Annotated in this window: 12 protein-coding genes; 5 read left to right on the top strand and 7 right to left on the bottom strand. The window is 47.2% G+C overall.

The window, feature by feature from the left end; translation table 11 throughout:
• Positions 1-87: 87 nt before the first annotated feature.
• Together ACXACM_RS07655 and ccoG are read right to left on the bottom strand one after the other, a co-directional pair.
• The gene (locus tag ACXACM_RS07655) at positions 88-1,095 is read right to left on the bottom strand and encodes a serine/threonine protein kinase (RefSeq protein ID WP_474820861.1); all 1,008 of its coding nucleotides are present in this window, start codon (positions 1,093-1,095) and stop codon (positions 88-90) included.
• A complete protein-coding gene (gene ccoG, locus ACXACM_RS07660) occupies positions 1,067-2,500 on the bottom strand; it encodes a cytochrome c oxidase accessory protein CcoG (RefSeq protein ID WP_474820862.1) in 1,434 nt (477 codons plus the stop codon). The genes ACXACM_RS07655 and ccoG overlap by 29 nt, the downstream gene beginning before the upstream one ends.
• Before the next feature lie 237 nt (positions 2,501-2,737).
• Between ccoG and ACXACM_RS07665 the strand changes: the two genes are divergently transcribed.
• The gene (locus tag ACXACM_RS07665) at positions 2,738-3,103 is read left to right on the top strand and encodes a hypothetical protein (RefSeq protein WP_474820863.1); all 366 of its coding nucleotides are present in this window, start codon (positions 2,738-2,740) and stop codon (positions 3,101-3,103) included.
• 155 nt (positions 3,104-3,258) lie between these two features.
• The gene (locus ACXACM_RS07670) at positions 3,259-3,798 is read left to right on the top strand and encodes a DUF3016 domain-containing protein (RefSeq protein ID WP_474820864.1); all 540 of its coding nucleotides are present in this window, start codon (positions 3,259-3,261) and stop codon (positions 3,796-3,798) included.
• Between the two features lie 32 nt (positions 3,799-3,830).
• Here the strand turns inward: ACXACM_RS07670 and ACXACM_RS07675 are convergent, their stop codons facing one another.
• Positions 3,831-4,418, bottom strand: coding sequence for a TetR/AcrR family transcriptional regulator (locus tag ACXACM_RS07675; protein WP_474820865.1), 588 nt, complete (start codon positions 4,416-4,418; stop codon positions 3,831-3,833).
• Positions 4,419-4,699: 281 nt separating this feature from the next.
• Between ACXACM_RS07675 and ACXACM_RS07680 the strand changes: the two genes are divergently transcribed.
• Positions 4,700-9,187 carry an ExeM/NucH family extracellular endonuclease gene (locus ACXACM_RS07680; RefSeq protein WP_474820867.1) on the top strand — a complete coding sequence of 1,496 codons (4,488 nt, stop codon included), beginning with the start codon at positions 4,700-4,702 and terminating at the stop codon, positions 9,185-9,187.
• 57 nt (positions 9,188-9,244) lie between these two features.
• Here ACXACM_RS07680 and ACXACM_RS07685 read toward each other — a convergent pair whose 3' ends face one another.
• Together ACXACM_RS07685 and ACXACM_RS07690 are read right to left on the bottom strand one after the other, a co-directional pair.
• Entirely contained in the window at positions 9,245-11,494 is a 2,250-nt protein-coding gene (locus tag ACXACM_RS07685) for a TonB-dependent receptor (protein WP_474820868.1), read from the bottom strand.
• A gap of 267 nt (positions 11,495-11,761) precedes the next feature.
• On the bottom strand, positions 11,762-13,522 hold the full coding sequence (locus ACXACM_RS07690; RefSeq protein WP_474820870.1) for an acyl-CoA dehydrogenase family protein: 1,761 nt from the start codon (positions 13,520-13,522) through the stop codon (positions 11,762-11,764).
• A gap of 156 nt (positions 13,523-13,678) precedes the next feature.
• Here ACXACM_RS07690 and ACXACM_RS07695 point away from each other — a divergent pair, with 156 nt between their 5' ends.
• Positions 13,679-14,428: an SDR family NAD(P)-dependent oxidoreductase gene (locus ACXACM_RS07695; RefSeq protein WP_474820871.1), complete on the top strand. Its 750-nt coding sequence runs from the start codon at positions 13,679-13,681 to the stop codon at positions 14,426-14,428.
• A 6-nt stretch (positions 14,429-14,434) separates the two neighbouring features.
• A complete protein-coding gene (locus ACXACM_RS07700; protein ID WP_474820872.1) occupies positions 14,435-15,280 on the top strand; it encodes an amidohydrolase family protein in 846 nt (281 codons plus the stop codon).
• Between the two features lie 32 nt (positions 15,281-15,312).
• On the opposite strand, the gene ACXACM_RS07705 is transcribed toward ACXACM_RS07700, so the two are convergent.
• Both ACXACM_RS07705 and ACXACM_RS07710 read right to left on the bottom strand, forming a co-directional pair.
• On the bottom strand, positions 15,313-15,657 hold the full coding sequence (locus tag ACXACM_RS07705) for a carboxymuconolactone decarboxylase family protein (protein WP_474820874.1): 345 nt from the start codon (positions 15,655-15,657) through the stop codon (positions 15,313-15,315).
• Positions 15,658-15,787: 130 nt separating this feature from the next.
• On the bottom strand, positions 15,788-16,972 hold the full coding sequence (locus ACXACM_RS07710) for a mandelate racemase/muconate lactonizing enzyme family protein (RefSeq protein WP_474820875.1): 1,185 nt from the start codon (positions 16,970-16,972) through the stop codon (positions 15,788-15,790).
• Positions 16,973-16,996: the final 24 nt, after the last annotated feature.

Genomic DNA, 16,996 nt, shown 5'->3' on the forward strand with positions numbered 1-16,996 from the left:
GTACTTCCGTCATAATTCAATTAAAAAAAGATTACCACAGTGGTCCGCGCACGACTAGCATACGCGACAAGACGCGCAAAAGGCAGGTTAATAACCAAGTTTAAGCGGCGGTTCATGAAGCGCTGCAAGCTGTTCCTTTAGTGCAAGAATTTGTCCTTCCCAGTACTTATCCTCGGCAAACCATGGAAATGCTCGCGGGAAAGCAGGATCTTCCCAGCGCTGTGATAACCACGCCATGTAGTGAACCATGCGCATGGCCCGTAAGGGTTCGATTAAAGGTAGTTGGGCCGTGTCGAAAGTATTAAATTCTTCGTATGCTTCAACCAATACATCGAGTTGCAACAATTGTTGCTGTCTGTCGCCACACAACATCATCCATATGTCCTGGATGGCAGGACCCATCCTACAGTCATCTAAATCCACAAACATAGGGCCGTCACGCCACAAGATATTGCCGGGGTGACAGTCTCCATGTAGCCGAATGTGTTCAGGCTGAATATATCGTTGACGGGTTTCATTAATAAGAGGGTCGAGAATAGCAAAAAAAGCTGTTTTCAAATGACCGGGCAGAAGACTGCTGTTGGCAAGGATCTGCCGGGGTTTGTCCAGGAATGCTGACGGTGTTAATGAAGGACGATGTTGAAATGGCGATGACTGTGCTACCCGATGAATACGACCAATAAAACGGCCCATCCATTCTAACTGATCGAGGTTATCTACTTCGAACTGTCTGCCACCTACCGATGCAAATACCGCAAAACGAAAACCGCATGCGTGGTGGAGTGTTTTACCGTCGAGTTCCATAGGTGCAACCATGGGAATGTCAGCGTTTGCCAGTTCTTTAGCAAAATCGTGTTCTTCTTGAATTTGTTCGTCAGTCCAGCGACCGGGACGATAAAATTTCACCACTAACCGACCGGCGTCTTGTGCTTTGAACTGGTATACCCGGTTTTCGTAACTGTTCAGAGCCAGCAAGCCGGATTCAGGGTAAATCCGGCAGCTCTCAAGGGCATCCAAAACGGTATCCGGGCTTAACCCTGCAAAAGCAAAATCCGTTTGCTTTTCACTATTTATAGAGGAATTTTGTTGGTTCATTGACTTCCACAACATTGCCCTCTGCGTCAGTGGTTATTACGTGGAATGAAATTTCCGTAACCGCTTCGCTGAGGTTCTTGGGTGAGGTTTCCAGTGATAGTGGCATACTGAAGACTTCTCCGCCACCCACAGTGACCACTGTTTCACCGAGAATGTTGTAACTGGCTAATCCTTTTACGTCGATAGTATAGGTATGGGTGTCCTGAGATTTATTGAGTATTTTGATAGTGTATACATTTTCAACATTGCCCCTGCCATTTTCTCTATACAATGAATTGCGATCGCGGATCAGATCAACTTCAAGAGGTGTTCGGGTGACTATATCGGCAATGAGTAAGGCCACCATAACAATTAGTACAACCAAGTAACCAACAAGCTTGGGCCTGACAATATGGGTGGTTCCACCGGACAATCTTTCTTCTGAGGTGAAACTGATGAGACCTTTGGGATAGTTCATTTTTTCCATCACACCATTGCACGCATCAACGCAAGCCCCACAGTTTATACACTCATATTGAAGGCCGTTGCGAATATCTATACCGGTGGGACACACTTGTACACACAAGTTACAATCTATACAGTCGCCCAAATTCTTTGCAGCTAAATCTTCGTGCTTTAATTTACGAGAACGGGGGCCCCGGCTTTCACCACGGTTAAAATCATAGGATACCGTAAAGGTATCTTTGTCGAACATTGCTGATTGAAAACGGGCATAGGGACACATATGTGTGCACATGATTTCCCGCATCCATCCGGCATTGCCATAGGTACAAAAAGTGAAGAACAGGATAGAAAATACTGCCCAGAACCCTGCGTTAAAGGTAAAAAAGTCGATAAACAAAGGGCCAATGGGCGTGAAGTATCCGACGAAAGTTAACGAGGTTAACAGGGCGATGGACAGCCAGGCCAGATGCTTCGCTGTTTTGCGCCAAAACTTATCGAAATCCATCTCGCGCTCATCAAGCTTGATGCGTTTATTTCTCGGCCCTTCTATTTTCTCTTCGCACCAGATGTACATGTATACCCACGTGGTTTGAGGGCACATGAAGCCACACCACACCCTTCCTGCGAAAGTGGTCACAAAAAACAGCGCAAAGGCCCCAACAATAAAGATATACGCCAGAAGTGTAAGATCCTGGGGCCATAAGGTCATCGCAAAGATAGTGAAACGCTGGCTAACGAAATCTAACAGTATGGCCTGATGCCCGTCGTACTGTATCCAGGGTAGTACGGCGAACACAGCGAGAAAAATAAATCCGAAAAACCGTCTGAAAGACTCAATGGGCCCCTTAACGGCGCGGACATAAATCTGGTTACGGGAAGACTGACGCTTTTTCGGCATGCCACCGGCGGGTTTGTGAACCTTAATCGGTGTGACGTCTTTAACCTCGATCTGTTCGCTCATGGATAAACCTTATGACTACGGGTGATTCTGCACCCCATTATACGGGCAATAAAAAGCATGCCCTTAATGCAGATCAATATTTTACGGGCAAACTAACAGTGAATTATAGAACTTCATAAATAAGTATGAAATGTGATCTACCTTTTTTCGTTGACATTTTATACATTTATGCTCCTTGGGTTGTGAATACCAGTTCGCATTTATCGTTTTGTATTATTGAAAAGGAAAAGCTAAGCCATGCGGCGCAGTATAGTGGTTTTATTAGAGATTGCGTTACTGATAGTATTTTTACGTTTGCCTTTTGTACAATACTTGTTTGAGGATGCTCAGATCGAAGTTACGGGGTGGTTCCAGTATCTGGCTACCTGGCAAGAGCGAAAAGAACTGGAAGATTTACAACAATTAGTCGCCCCTCAGCTGTCAATGCTGCGCCCCTATCAACAAGATTATGTAGTGGGCTTGCTAAACGACGGTAATGAAATAAAAGGCTTTCATTCAACCTATTGCGGTAAAACTGCCATTAACCCGTTTTTAAAAGGCGCTGAATTGGACCAGTTCTGTCACACCATTGAAAACACCAAAATTCTTCTTATGAAAGGGTAAATCAGCATTCGTTCGTTGCTGAAAAGACTGATTCAGTTTCCATTCACCTTTGTCCAGCTATTCTATTTTGCAAATGGGGAACATTTTAGCGCTTTGCTGTTCCAACCGTTATGCGTAGAGTTTTAGTACCAACATTGAGTGGGAGGGTGGACGACATGAAGAACTGGTTTAGCTTGTTTTCAACGGGTGTTTTGTTGCTGGCACTGTCTTTTTCTGGGCTGACAAATGCCGCTTCCGTTGAGGTGACCTGGGAAAACCCTGAAAAGTACACAGATGTTCGACCATCAAATGAAAGCAGAATAAGGTTCAGAGAGCGGACTTTTAAGGCGCTTGAAAATTATCTGGAGAAATTAGCTGAGAAACTACCCACCGATGAGAAGCTCATGATAACGGTAACCAACCTGGACCTGGCCGGCCAGGTTTGGCCTAGCAGTTTTGTTTTCGGCAACGCAACTGGCGCAGACGTTCGCATTATTAAAAGAGTAGATATACCGCGGATGACGTTTAGCTACACGCTAACGGATGCCAATGGCAAGGCGCGCAAGAGTGCAGAAGTTAAATTAAAGGATATGGGGTTTATCGACAATCCGCGCCGCATTGCACAAAATGATTTTCTCGATTACGAAAAAGTGATGTTGCGTGACTGGTTCAGGGAAGAAATGGCTGATGTTATTGTGAAAAATCAGGTGGACTAGAACAGTGTTCACCCGTAATGAATCGCGAGTTTTCAGGCTCGCTTTTTTGTTGCTTCCAACAATTGCAGAGCCATTTCCTTAGCAATTGATGCGGCGTTAGCAATGTTCGCAGTGTGTGCATTTACAATAGCGCCATCAGCTAATATTGCTAGCTGTACCGATAGATGTTGCGTTTCTTGGATATCCAATGGCGCGAGGAGTTCCTCAAGATATGCCATTACCAATTTCTTGTGGCTGCTGCAAACAGCGTGAACCGGGTCATTCCTGGACGGGTATTCCGCTGAGGCATTAATAAACATGCATCCGGAGAAATGACGAGACTGAGTCCATTCTTCGATGGCATCGAAGAATGCCAGTATCTTATTGAACCGGGCGTCGCCAGACTGTTTACTTTCATACTTTTCAACCAACGTAGTTAGCATTGTCATAAACTCAGCATCACGGCGATGAAGCGCTGCAATGATGAGTTCATCTTTGGAATTGAAGTGATTATAGAGTGTCCGCTTGGCCACAGCGGCTTCCTCGATGATCCTGTCAATACCAGTGCCTTTAATTCCCTCTTGGTAAAAAAGTCGCTGCGCAGTAGCAACAAGGTGCTCTCGTTTATTGGTTTTTGGCATTCACTTCACACACAACGTGTTTCCCATTCTCAGAAGTATACTCGTCAACGACTGGGTGTAAACCAATGTACTCAATGCCATTTACCGTCGCTAACAACATTATTGCTTAATTTACAGGTCAAATTTTCCTGTGATTTTTCAGTAATACCATAGGGTTACTGACTGATTGGTCAAAAAAGTGACGGTGGAGGTCAAAAAGTTGTCATTTCTCTGTAGTAAATTCTTTATACTCTTCAACTGCACTTTGGGATAGTTTCTAATTACAAGCTGGAGCAAGAATAATGAAAGCACCAATCCTGCTCCCTCTCGTGTTAGGCATGTCAGCACCTGTCTTAGGCAGTGAGTTGATCATCTCTGAATACGTAGAAGGAAGTAGCAATAACAAAGCAATAGAAATCTATAACCCGACAGAACAAACTGTACAACTGGCAGGTTATACCCTATCCATTTATTTTAATGGGGGAACCTCACCGGGAACCAATATCAGTTTAAGTGGTTCACTAGCGTCTGGAGAAACGCTGGTAATCGCTGACGACAACGGCAGTGCTGATTTGTTGTCAAAGGCTGATGTGACGTCCTCACAAAGCTTCTTTAATGGAGATGACGCTATTGTGTTGTCTGCATCGGGCGGCGCTGTGGTTGACAGTATCGGACAAGTGGGCTTTGACCCAGGTTCATCATGGGGCAGCAATGGGGTAACCACTGCCAACGATACGCTGGTTAGAAAAAGCAGCGTAACCTCTGGTGATACAAACCCGAATGACACTTACGACACTACCGAGTGGGATGGTTTGCCTCAGGATGATTTTTCCGGGCTAGGCATGCACAATGGCACTGGCTCCGATAACGGTGGCGGTGACACCGGTGGTGGCGATCCAGGTGAAGACGGCGATTTTAGCGGTGTCTGCACTAACTGTCCTAACCTGAGTAAAATTGCTGATGCCAGCACCTTTGACCCCGCTGCATATTACGCAGCTGTTCAAACTGAAATTGATGCCGGCTCAAGTGCTGCGGTTATTCGACAGGTTTTGAGTGACACCATTTCAGGGCAAAAAGTACTCACTTATTCTGAAGTATGGTCAGCATTAACTGAAACCGATGAAGACCCTGCAAACGCAGATAATATTCTTCTCATTTACTCTGGTAAATCTATCCCTAAAGCTGAAAATGGCTCTGGAACCGATTCCGGCCAACCAGATTACTGGAACCGCGAACACAGCTGGCCTAAGAGCCATGGTTTTGACAGCACAAGCTTTGAAGCCTATTCAGATATCCATCACCTTCGACCTTCAGATATTACCGTGAACAGTGCTCGGGGCAATCTCGATTTCGACAACAGTGACAACCCGTTATCTGAAGCACCGGAAAACCGCCTTGATAGTGACTCGTTCGAGCCACGTGATGCAGTGAAAGGTGATGTAGCACGTATGATGCTTTACATGGACATGCGCTATGAAGGCAGTGGTAGTGATAGCACGCCTGATTTGGTGCTGGTAAACACGCTGACAAATAGCGGTGACCCTCAATTAGGTAAGCTTTGTACACTGTTGCAGTGGAGCGATGCTGACCCGGTTGATGAGTTAGAAGCAAACCGTCACGATCGCATTTACGAATATCAGGGCAACCGCAACCCGTTTGTCGATCATCCTGAATGGATTAGTCTTTTCTACACGGCAGATAATTGTAACGATGGCGGAACTAATCCAGATCCGGACCCAGACCCGGACCCGGACCCAGATCCAGAACCTAACCCATCAGGTTCCGTGCCTGTTATGTTGACTGCAGTATTCGACGGTCCACTGTCTGGTGGTGTGCCTAAGGGCGTCGAGTTATTGGTAACTCAGAACGTTGACGATTTGAGCGTTTGTGGCGTGGGTGGTGCCAACAACGGTGGCGGTAGTGATGGTGAAGAGTTTACTTTCCCTGCTGTGTCCGCTTCAGCCGGTGAGTTCATTTATATTGCCACTGATACAACGGGTTTCACCGAGTTCTTTGGATTTGCACCGGATTACACATCTAACGCTGTATCTATAAACGGTGATGACGCCATTGAAGTCTTCTGTGATGGAGTTGTTGTCGACCTGTACGGTGATATTAACACTGACGGCTCAGGCGAAGATTGGGAATATCTGGATAGCTGGGCATACCGCGTAAGTGGCGGTCCGTCTGCTGTATTTGATATTAACAACTGGCAGGTTGCCGGCCCTAATGCGTTAGACAATGAGTCTGATAATGCGACTGCAGCGACACCTGTGCCACTGGGTACCTACGTGCTGCCTGCAACAGAATTATTCTTCTCTGAATACATTGAAGGCGGCGGCAACAACAAGGCCGTGGAAATTGTCAATTTAGGTGTGAGCGACGTTGATCTCTCCCTCTATGACGTTCAGGTTTACTTCAATGGAAGCAGTACAGCAGGGCAGACAATTTCGCTGTCTGGTGTTTTAGCGCCGGGTGACGTTTTTGTTGTAACCCATAGTTCGGCTGAAGCACCGTTAAAAGATCAGGCTGATATCAGCACAGGCTCTTTGGCGTTTAATGGTGATGACGCAGTTGTGCTACGCAACGATGGCATCATTGTGGACAGCATTGGACAAATTGGCGTGGACCCCGGTTCATACTGGTCTGGCGGCGATGTGCGTACACAAAATCGTACATTGGTTCGCAAGCCTGCAGTAACTGCTGGTGATGAAGATGCTTACAATGCCTTTGACCCAAGTGTTGAGTGGGATGCCTATGATCAGGACACCTTCACCTTTATCGGCAGCTACGGCTCAAATGATAACGGCGGTGGCGATGAGCTGGGTATGTGTGCAGATGCTGCCACTTATATCAGTGCCGTGCAGGGTTCTGGCAGTGCGTCTCCTATGGTTGGTCAAAGCGTCATTGTTGAAGCGATTGTCACCCATACTGCCCCAGCCCTTGACGGGTTCTGGTTGCAGGAAGAATCTGTCGACGAAGATGGCGATGCCATGACGTCTGAAGGTGTGTTTGTAGAAGCGCCGGACTTACTTGATTCAGTTGCCGTCGGCGATGTTGTGCGTCTGGCAGGTACGGTAAGCGAGAACTACGGCCGTACAATGATTACAGCTACTTCAGAAGCAAGCATTTGTGGTTCAGATACGGTTGCTGCCGTTGCAATCGCGCTGCCAATGACCGATGAAGAAGGCTTTGAGCACGTTGAAGGGATGTTGGTAACCAGTAGTGAAAACTGGGTCATCAGCAATATTTATCCGTACAGCGATTTCGGTGAAATCTGGGTATCAACAGAACGTTTGTACACGCCTACGCAAGTTTTTGCGCCAGGTTCTCAGGATGCAGCCGATTTAGCACAAAGCAATGCACTGAATAAGCTGATCATCGACGATAACGCAGATGGGTTTGCTTCTTCCTGGATGTTGCCAGCAGGTGGATTCAGTCCTTACAACACGCTGCGTTCCGGCGATATGATTACATCGGTAACAGGTGTTATGGACTATGGTTTTTCTGCTTATCGCATTCGTCCCACAGATGTACCAGCCTTGCTTACAGTTAACTATCGTGAAGAAGCACCTGTGCTGGCTGAAGGCAACCTTAAAGTTGCCAGCTTCAACGTACTTAACCTGTTTAACGGTGACGGCGCGCAAAGTGGTTTCCCCACCTCACGCGGTGCCGATAGTTACAGCGAGTATGAGCGTCAACTGGCAAAAATAGTTAACGCCCTGTTAGCCATTGATGCCGATGTAGTTGGATTAATGGAACTGGAAAATGACGGTTTTGGTCCGCTGAGTACAGTGGCACAACTCGTGGATGCATTGAATGCTGAAGCTGGTGAGGGCACTTATGCTTATGTAAACGCAGGTGGTGAACAATTAGGTACTGATGCAATCACAACGGGCATTATCTACAAGCCAGCGGTGGTAACACCAGACGGCTCGCCAGATATACTTATGGAAGCCAACAGTATCGTTGATGATGAAGGCCCACTGTTTGTTGATTTTGGAAACCGTCCTTCGCTGTCTCAGCTGTTTGTGCACCAGGAAACCGGTGAGCAATTTGCGGTTGATGTGAACCACCTCAAATCGAAGAACGCAAGCTCTGATTGTGAAGAGAACGGTGATCTCCAGCAAGGCGCTTGTAACCGCAAACGCACGCGTGCAGCTACGGCAGTTGCAGCCTGGTTGAAGCAGACTTACGGCGATACTGCAGTAATTGTGTTAGGTGACTTCAACGCATATGCGAAAGAAGATCCTGTGCAGGTGCTGGTTAGTGAAGGGTTCGTAGATATTGTTGCGGACACTCACGGTGAAGATGCGTATAGCTACACCTTTGACGGTCTTGTGGGTACATTGGATTATCAGTTCGCCAATGAGCAAGCAATGTCATGGCTGGTAGATGTGACAGAGTGGCACATTAACAGTGATGAACCTGAAATCTTTGATTACAACGAGGAATACAAAGATTCGTCATTCCTCAATGAGTTAGTTTTCAGAGCCTCAGATCACGACCCTGTTATTGCCACATACGCGCTGGAAGCTGCAGGCCAAGGGCTAGTCGGTGACTGGGATGGCGACAACGACATCGATTTAGACGATATTCGCGCATTTATGCTGGCTATTTTTGCCCGTGAGTCTATTGATATGGCATTTGACCTTAACAGTGATGGCCGTGTGAATACGCGGGATATTGCCGCCATGCGTAAGTTGTGCACGCGCACTCGTTGTGCAACAGAAGGCGATGGACAGGATAGCGATAATTCGCCATCAGATAGATCGGTATTACTTCGCTAATTTATTAGTAGAAATTAAAAAGCCCCGCATTTTGCGGGGCTTTTTTTGGCGATAAACTTAAAACTCGATACGGGCTTCCACACCCCAGTAACGGGGTTCATTGACAAACGCCGTCAGGTTTAAGAAATCCAACGCACCATCAACCGTTATTTGGTTAGTAATGTTGCGACCCACAACCGCTAAATCGAGGCCATCATCGTTCTTATAGCCAAAACGTACGCCACCCATTAAGCGTGATTCAGCAACAAACTCCACAGCGTTATACAGGAAAATGTTAGATTCACTGCGGTAGTTCCAATCGGTCTGCGCGTAAGCGTAACCATCGCGGAATGGTGTTTCATAATTCAGTGAAATATTGCTGATCCACTCAGGCGCTCGGGGCAGAGGGTTTCCGTCGATGTACACCGTGGTAACCGGACCAAACGGACCTGGTACAACATTGGCCACTTCATCTGATGAAGTACAGGTTGGTGTTGAGGCGCAGCGCTCAGCTTTTAATTCATCATCGCGAATTTCAGTTTTGTTGTAGCTCATGTTGAAGTTCAGACGAAGCTCGTCAGAAAGGTAAGCTTCAAAATCTGTTTCAACACCCGCGCCGAAGGTGTTATCTGCGTTCAGCAGTGAGTTCGTATTGGCTTCACCGCCAGTGGCAGTGAGTTGGTGATCATCAATGCGGTAAGTGTAGGCAGTAATGTTCCACCGAGCGCCGCCGTTCCACAGCAAACTTTTCAGGCCAACTTCGAAGGAGTTAAGGGTTTCTGTATCTGCTTCAGAATAGAATCCAAAGCGGCCCAATGTGACCGGCCCACGTGACGAGTTAGCAAAGCGGGAAAACGCCGTCCATTCGTCGTTAATATCGTGGCGGATAGAAATATCGAAGTTGATGTAATCATCACCTTTCTCGTGGTACTCAGAAGTACCTACCAGAGCAGGGTCGGTATTTTCAATCCGGTTTATAGTGAGCTCTTTGTCATCAGACGTATAACGAACACCTGCTGTAATCGCGGTATCTTCGCTTAGGGTATACTCAACCTGGCCGAAAATAGCCTGTGACTCTGTTAGTTGATCTACCTGAGCAAACGCCAAAACGTCCAGCTCGGTAGTGAAATCTTTGCTGTCTACGGTGAAGTCTTCACGGAAGAAAAACACACCGGCCTGATAGAAAAAGTTGTCCCGCTGAGCAGAAATTCTAAATTCCTGGCTGAACTGGTAGTGATCGGATAAGCCATCACCTGAACCTGCGTGAGCAAACCAGCAGCCTTCCTGACCAGCTATCACGCCGTCAAAGGTACAAGTTGTACCGTTAATACCCTGTCCACCATCAATGTCGGCATAACTGAAGCTTTCCACCTCGTCATACCCGGTAACAGAGACAAAGTTAAAGCTGGAAAAATCGTGTTCAACTTTTAGGCTCATACCTGTGTGATCCATCTCGAAGCCAGCTGGCCCATCGTGATAGATAACCGTTTCGTCAAAACCTGCACGAAGCCCTTCTTGACCTACGGCAAGCGCGTTACCGTAGAACACCTGAGGCATGTCGCCGTCCTGGTCGAAGCCGTGTAATTTGAAGAGTGCTCGGGTATCGCCGCCGTCATACAAGAACTGCAAGCGGTAGGCGAATTCATCGTAACCACCCACTTTCTCGTCGCGAACCACGTTGTCTATCCAGGCATCACGCTCCTGATATTTGAATGAGGCGCGGGCTGCCCACTCATCAGATATTGCAAGGTTGTATGCGGACTCAACAAATTTTGTACCACGGCTACCATAGCCACCCTGTGCATAACCGTAATTATCAAATTCTGGCGCGGCGCTATCAATTTTAACCAAACCCGCAGGTGTGTTGCGGCCAAACAGTGTGCCCTGAGGCCCAGTGAGTACTTCTACGCGGCCGATATCAAATAAAGGTACACTTTTGAGTACGGGGTTTTCTAAAGCCACTTCATCGAAAACCAGAGATACAGGCTGGTTTGCGTTAACATCAAAATCGGTATTTCCCAGGCCACGTAAGTAAAAGCGCGGTGACTGTCGTCCGTTTGACGATTCAATTTGTAAACTTGGCACTCTTCCGGCCAAGGCGCGAATGTTTTCACCTGCGCCAAGGTAATCTTGCAGGCTATCGTTGGAAATGGCCACCACGCTGGAAGGAACTTCCTTGATGGTTTGTGTCCTTTTTTGGGCAGTTACAGTAATTTGTTCCAGCGCTTGCTGGGTTTCTGCGCTGGCAGAATCCTGTGCGTTGGTATTGTGGCTCAGAAGCGCAGCTTGCACACAAAGTGCCAGCATAGCTTTGGTCGGAGTCTTCATAGTGTCACCAGAATTATTATAATCAAGTTGTTGGGTGTGCTTCAGGCTAAGCACTTACATTAACGCTTCAAGCTTAGACGATGAATTAGTATTCACAACATGGAGCTTAAAAAGCGGGGCCGGATTTTAGCAGGATATAAGCAAAATGGTATACAAATAACACGTCTTTAAACGTATTTGGTTGTTAAACAAAGAGTAAGATTTAATTTACAGTTAATGGCTTTTTAATAGCAGGGTTCGGTTAATTAACCGAACCCCGTCAAGGTATCAAAGATAATCAAATTCGCTATCAGATACTGACAACACGTTTTCTGCACCACTTTTCATTGCGGCCAGGTGCGCATCGCGACGAGGCAGAATACGAGTATTGTAGAATTCTGCACATTTGCATTTTGCCTCAGCAATAGTTGCATTATCACTGCGTCGTGCGCTATCAGCCATGCTATACCAGCATATGCTCAGTAGCGAGTAAGCCGTGTAGGCAAGGTAATCACATGCAGCTGCGGCCACGTCGGCGGGAGCCATTGCTAAACATTGCGTGGAATGTTCGTGCCAGTGGGCCAATACAGCTTCAGCTTCCTGACGCCCGTTATCGTCCTCGATGGCCGAAACCATATCCGCAAAAACCTGGTGCGTGGCGTTTAGCATCTTTCCACCGTCCCGTGTCAGCTTGCGACCAATGAGATCTAATGCCTGAATACCATTTGTTCCTTCGTAAAGTTGCGCAATCCGCACATCTCGCATCAGTTGTTCCATGCCCCATTCGCGAATGTAACCATGGCCGCCAAACACCTGTATGCCAAGGCTTGTTGCTTCAAGTCCCATGTCAGTGAAAAAAGCTTTACAAACAGGGGTCAAAAATTGAAGTACCATGCCGGCATGTTTTTTAGCGTCGTCATCACCGTAGTGTTCTATATCCATGTATTTAGCATAGAGTACCGACAGCGCCCGGCATCCTTCAGTGAGGGTTTTCTGGGTTAACAACATTCTGGCCACATCCGGTTGATAGACGATGGGATCGGCTTTGCTGTTTGGCTGTTGAATACCTTGAGGGGCACGGCTCTGTTGACGCTCTCTGGCGTAGGTTAACGCGCCCTGAAACGAAGCTTCAGCGGCACCTAACCCTTGTAAACCAACCTGGAAGCGAGCATCATTCATCATGGTGAACATACACGCCAAGCCTTGATTTGCTTCACCTATCAACCAGCCTGTGGCACCGTCGAAATTCATGACACAGGTCGGGCTGGCTTTGATACCCATCTTGTGTTCTATACTGCCCACTGACAGGCTATTGGGTTGGTCGGGTTCGCCAGCGTCATTGAGTAAAAACTTGGGAACCAAAAATAAGCTAATCCCTTTCACACCAGACGGCGCATCAGGTAGTCTGGCTAATACCATATGAATAATATTACTGGTCCAGTCATGATCGCCGCCAGTGATAAATATCTTGTTACCCGTTATGCGATAACTGCCGTCTTGTTGCGGTTCAGCCTTGGTAGAAAGCAACGAAAGGTCGGTCCCTGCCTGAGGTTCCGTGAGGTTCATGGTGCCTGTCCACTCACCCGACACCAGTTTAGGCAAGTACTGGCTTTTTAGTTCGTCACTGGCATGACGTGTCATTGCCAGTACCGCACTTTCCGTAAGCATGGTTGTAAGGCGCCAACTCAGGTTTGCTGAGTTAAGCATTTCGTGTACCGGCACAGCCATGGTGTAGGGAAGCCCTTGGCCTTCGTAGTCCACGGGGCCTAGCATGGCATTCCAGCCATTTGCTACGTAATCCTGATAAGCAGAAGCAAAACCTGGTGGTGTGGTAACCTTGCCATCGTTAACTGCACAACCTGTTTCATCGCCTTCGCGATTTAACGGTGCCACAATGTCTTGTGCGAACTTTGCGCCCTGTGACATCACTTCATTGGCAAGTTCGAAGTCAAAATCAGCCAGTCCTGAAGCCTGGTAATGAGAATCCAGAGACAACCAGTCCCGTAACAGAAACTGAAAGTCAGCGAGGGGAGCCTGATATTTAGGCATAATTCACTCCAATTTAAACGGGTGTTTGAATTTTAACATTATATGCACAAATCCTGTCGGGTGAGTAGGTTTTGTGAATGTTTTTTACTTTTTTGTCATTCAGGGTTTCAGCGCGTAATATGCCCCTAGTGTTGCAATAAGTTGGAATGTAAAGCGATGAATCAACCTGCTTCGGTATGTGTGGTAACAGGAGGAAGCCTGGGTATTGGCTTAGCGGTAGTGCGTAAGTTCGCAGCAAATGGCTACCGGGTTTTTAACCTTGATGTTCGGGGGTTCGAAGATAGTGACGAGCCAGCCACCTGGGTTAGCTGTGATGTGACCGATGGCAACGCAGTGCAGCTTGTCATAAATGAAATAGTGGCAGAAACAGGGCGGGTTGATTGTCTGGTGAGTAATGCAGGTAAGCATTATTCTGCAAACATAGAAGACACATCGCCAGAGATGTTCGACAGCGTATTCTCACTGAATGTGAAAGGCGCGTATCACGCTATTCGCGCTGTTCTGCCCACGATGAAAAAAGCATTAGGCGGCGCCATTGTCATTATGGCGTCCGATCAGGCTTTAGTGGGAAAACGGAATTCATTTGCGTACAACCTGAGTAAAGCCGCTCTTGCATCTATGGCAAAAACCACGGCTTTGGATTACGCCAGTTATGGTATCCGTGCAAATGCTGTGTGCCCGGGTACCATAGAGACACCCCTTTATCACAACGCAATAGATAAATACGTCGCCACAAGTGGTGCTGATAAACAGGCGGTACACGCTGAAGAGCAGGCTGCGCAGCCCTTGGGGCGATTGGGGCAGCCTGAGGAAGTTGCTGGGTTAACATACTTTCTTGCTAGTGATGAAGCGAAATTCATTACCGGTAGTTTGCATAGTATTGATGGCGGTTACACAGCACAGTGATTAGCAATGAAGATTATTGATTCACACCTGCATTTATTTGATTTAGAAGCAGGTAATTATGCCTGGCTGTCGCCCCAAAATCCGCCTTACTGGCCAGATAAATCACACATCGCCAAGGACTTTTGTGAAAGAGACTTAGCACTAAACGCCCCCTTTTCTTTAGCGGGCTTTGTACATGTTGAAGCTGGTTTTGACAACGAAAAGCCCTGGCGCGAAGTCGATCACTTATCGGCAACCTGTAACAAGCCCTTTTCAGCCGTTGCAGGGTTTGATTTACTGGATGGACGGGGCGACATAACGCTGGATAAATTACTTGAACGCAAGTCTGTGGTTGGCGTTCGTCATATTCTGGATGAGCATGCAAAAGACATTCTGACACACCCAAATGCTTCCGTTAATTTCAAGCTGCTAGAGAAAGCCGGATACAGTTTCGATGCACAGCTTTCCTTCCTGGATGGCGAAGGCGTCGAAGCACTTATTAACACTGCAAAACAACATCCGACGTTGGCAGTGATAATTAATCATGCAGGCTTTCCGTTATCAGGAAGTGCGAAAGGGTGGCAAACAAGCCTTCAGGCATTAGCCAGTTGTGAAAATATTGCTATCAAATTATCAGGGTGGGAAATGCATGATCGCCATTGGGATGCGTCCAGTATAGCGCCATGGATAACCGAGGCTATTCAGCAATTCGGCGAAGACAGAGTTATGCTGGGTAGCAATTTCCCACTTTGTACCTGGCGCATGTTATATGCAGAGTATTGGATGGTAATGTTGAATTGTATTTCTGCTTCTTTGCAATCGAAGCTCGCGTATCTGAATACCCAGCGCTGGTATCGCGTTGATGTCGAATAAGCCAACATCAACGTGTAGTCAATGAACTAAATTCAGTCTTCACTGAATTCGTCGAACGCGCGTAAGGCATCTGCGGCGTACATAAACGACGGGCCTCCACCCATGTACACTGACATGCCACAAACTTCTTCAATTTCTGCCCGGGTGGCGCCTAGCGCAACCAGCGCTTTAGTGTGAAAACCTATACAACCATCGCAACGAGTAGCGATGCCGATTGCCAATGCAATTAATTCCTTGGCTTTTTTGTCTAAGGCGCCGTCGCTGGTGGCTGCTTTCGCCATCTGTGAGAAGCCTTTCATTACTTCAGGGACACCTTTTTTGACCTCTGCAAGGTAAGGGTTTAAGTCGTTGGTAATGGTTTTATAAGATTTAGCCATGTTTACTCCCAGGGTAGTCAAATTAATAAATAAGAATTTCTTTATATGTCATTCAAACTAGAACACAAGTAAACTAAAAAAACAAATGCCGCTTATAGATGATAAGCGGCGGTAAATTGCGCGAAGGGGGTTACTTAAGCGCAGTTACTGACATGTTGGGAGACCGGTACACCACGTCATCGTTGAGCTCGATGCCAATTCCCGGTGTGTCCGGGGCTTCAATAAAGCCGTTAACCGGTTGAGGATCTTGTATACACAACTCGCGGTTCCACGATTTCGTGGCATAAGTGTGATGCTCGTGAATAAGGAAGTTGGGGATCGCAGTTTCTAAGTGTAAGCTTGCAGCTGTGGCTACTGGGCCACCACATACGTGAGCCTGAATACGCACATCGTAAATATCGGCGTAATCACATACCTTCTTCGCCTCGGTAAATCCACCACACAAGCCTACGTCTGGTTGCAATACATCCAGGGATTGATCTTCCAGATACGGGCGGATCCCCCAACGGTTGTATAAGCGCTCGCCACCTGCGATGGGGGCTTTTACGTTGCGGGCTACTTTGTCGTGAAGCTTGGAATTCAAATAATTAACCGGTTCTTCATAGTACATACAACCAATTTCTTCTACCAGCTCGCCAAGTTGGATCGCGGTGGTTGCACCTGGCAAGCTGTGACATTCAAAAATAATGTCACCTTCATCACCCATGGCATCGCGAATAGCTTGAAGACGTGCGCGGAACAACTTCATTTCTGCTTTGGAGATGATTTTGGTGCGATCGAAATGAGTATTCCCATCTTTGTCATAGACGATTGGGTCAACTTTGACTGCGGTGTAGCCTTCGGCCATGGCTTTTTCAGCCGCCCGTCCATATTCTTCTGGCTGAATGAGTTTGGTGATGTCTTTGTCCCAGTCAAATTGTAACTGACTGGCATAACTACGCAGCTTGCCATTGGTTTTCCCACCGAGTAGTTCGTAAACCGGTAACCCCAGCGCTTTGCCTTTTATGTCCCACAATGCAGTATCAACGGCGCTCATCGCTGCGTAGATCACCGGGCCGCCACCTAAACCCCAGAAGCTCTCGCGCAGCATTTTTGCCCATAGTCCTTCAGTGTTGAAAGGGTTCCAACCAATCAGCATGGCTTCTGCAATTTCTTTAATCATATGTGCCGCTGCTGAGTGCCCCCAGTCATAGGCAAGCCCCGCTTCACCCACGCCAGTTATCCCCTCGTCGGTGTAAATTCTGACAAATACCGGGTTCCAGGGCGGGCGTTCCGGGCAATCAATATCAAATATTTCAACTTTGGTAATTTTCATGTCTGTATCCTGAATATGAAGTCG

It is taken from the genome of Alteromonas sp. AWQ4_252, from assembly GCF_056158205.1.

Bases quoted from the DNA above. Each gene is read 5' to 3' on its own strand.
- ACXACM_RS07710 (WP_474820875.1), bottom strand. From the start codon at position 16,972: ATGAAAATTACCAAAGTTGAAATATTTGATATTGATTGCCCGGAACGC.
- ACXACM_RS07695 (WP_474820871.1), top strand. From the start codon at position 13,679: ATGAATCAACCTGCTTCGGTATGTGTGGTAACAGGAGGAAGCCTGGGT.
- ACXACM_RS07700 (WP_474820872.1), top strand. From the start codon at position 14,435: ATGAAGATTATTGATTCACACCTGCATTTATTTGATTTAGAAGCAGGT.
- ACXACM_RS07705 (WP_474820874.1), bottom strand. From the start codon at position 15,657: ATGGCTAAATCTTATAAAACCATTACCAACGACTTAAACCCTTACCTT.
- ACXACM_RS07675 (WP_474820865.1), bottom strand. From the start codon at position 4,418: ATGCCAAAAACCAATAAACGAGAGCACCTTGTTGCTACTGCGCAGCGA.
- ACXACM_RS07685 (WP_474820868.1), bottom strand. From the start codon at position 11,494: ATGAAGACTCCGACCAAAGCTATGCTGGCACTTTGTGTGCAAGCTGCG.
- ccoG (WP_474820862.1), bottom strand. From the start codon at position 2,500: ATGAGCGAACAGATCGAGGTTAAAGACGTCACACCGATTAAGGTTCAC.
- ACXACM_RS07670 (WP_474820864.1), top strand. From the start codon at position 3,259: ATGAAGAACTGGTTTAGCTTGTTTTCAACGGGTGTTTTGTTGCTGGCA.
- ACXACM_RS07690 (WP_474820870.1), bottom strand. From the start codon at position 13,522: ATGCCTAAATATCAGGCTCCCCTCGCTGACTTTCAGTTTCTGTTACGG.
- ACXACM_RS07665 (WP_474820863.1), top strand. From the start codon at position 2,738: ATGCGGCGCAGTATAGTGGTTTTATTAGAGATTGCGTTACTGATAGTA.
- ACXACM_RS07680 (WP_474820867.1), top strand. From the start codon at position 4,700: ATGAAAGCACCAATCCTGCTCCCTCTCGTGTTAGGCATGTCAGCACCT.
- ACXACM_RS07655 (WP_474820861.1), bottom strand. From the start codon at position 1,095: ATGAACCAACAAAATTCCTCTATAAATAGTGAAAAGCAAACGGATTTT.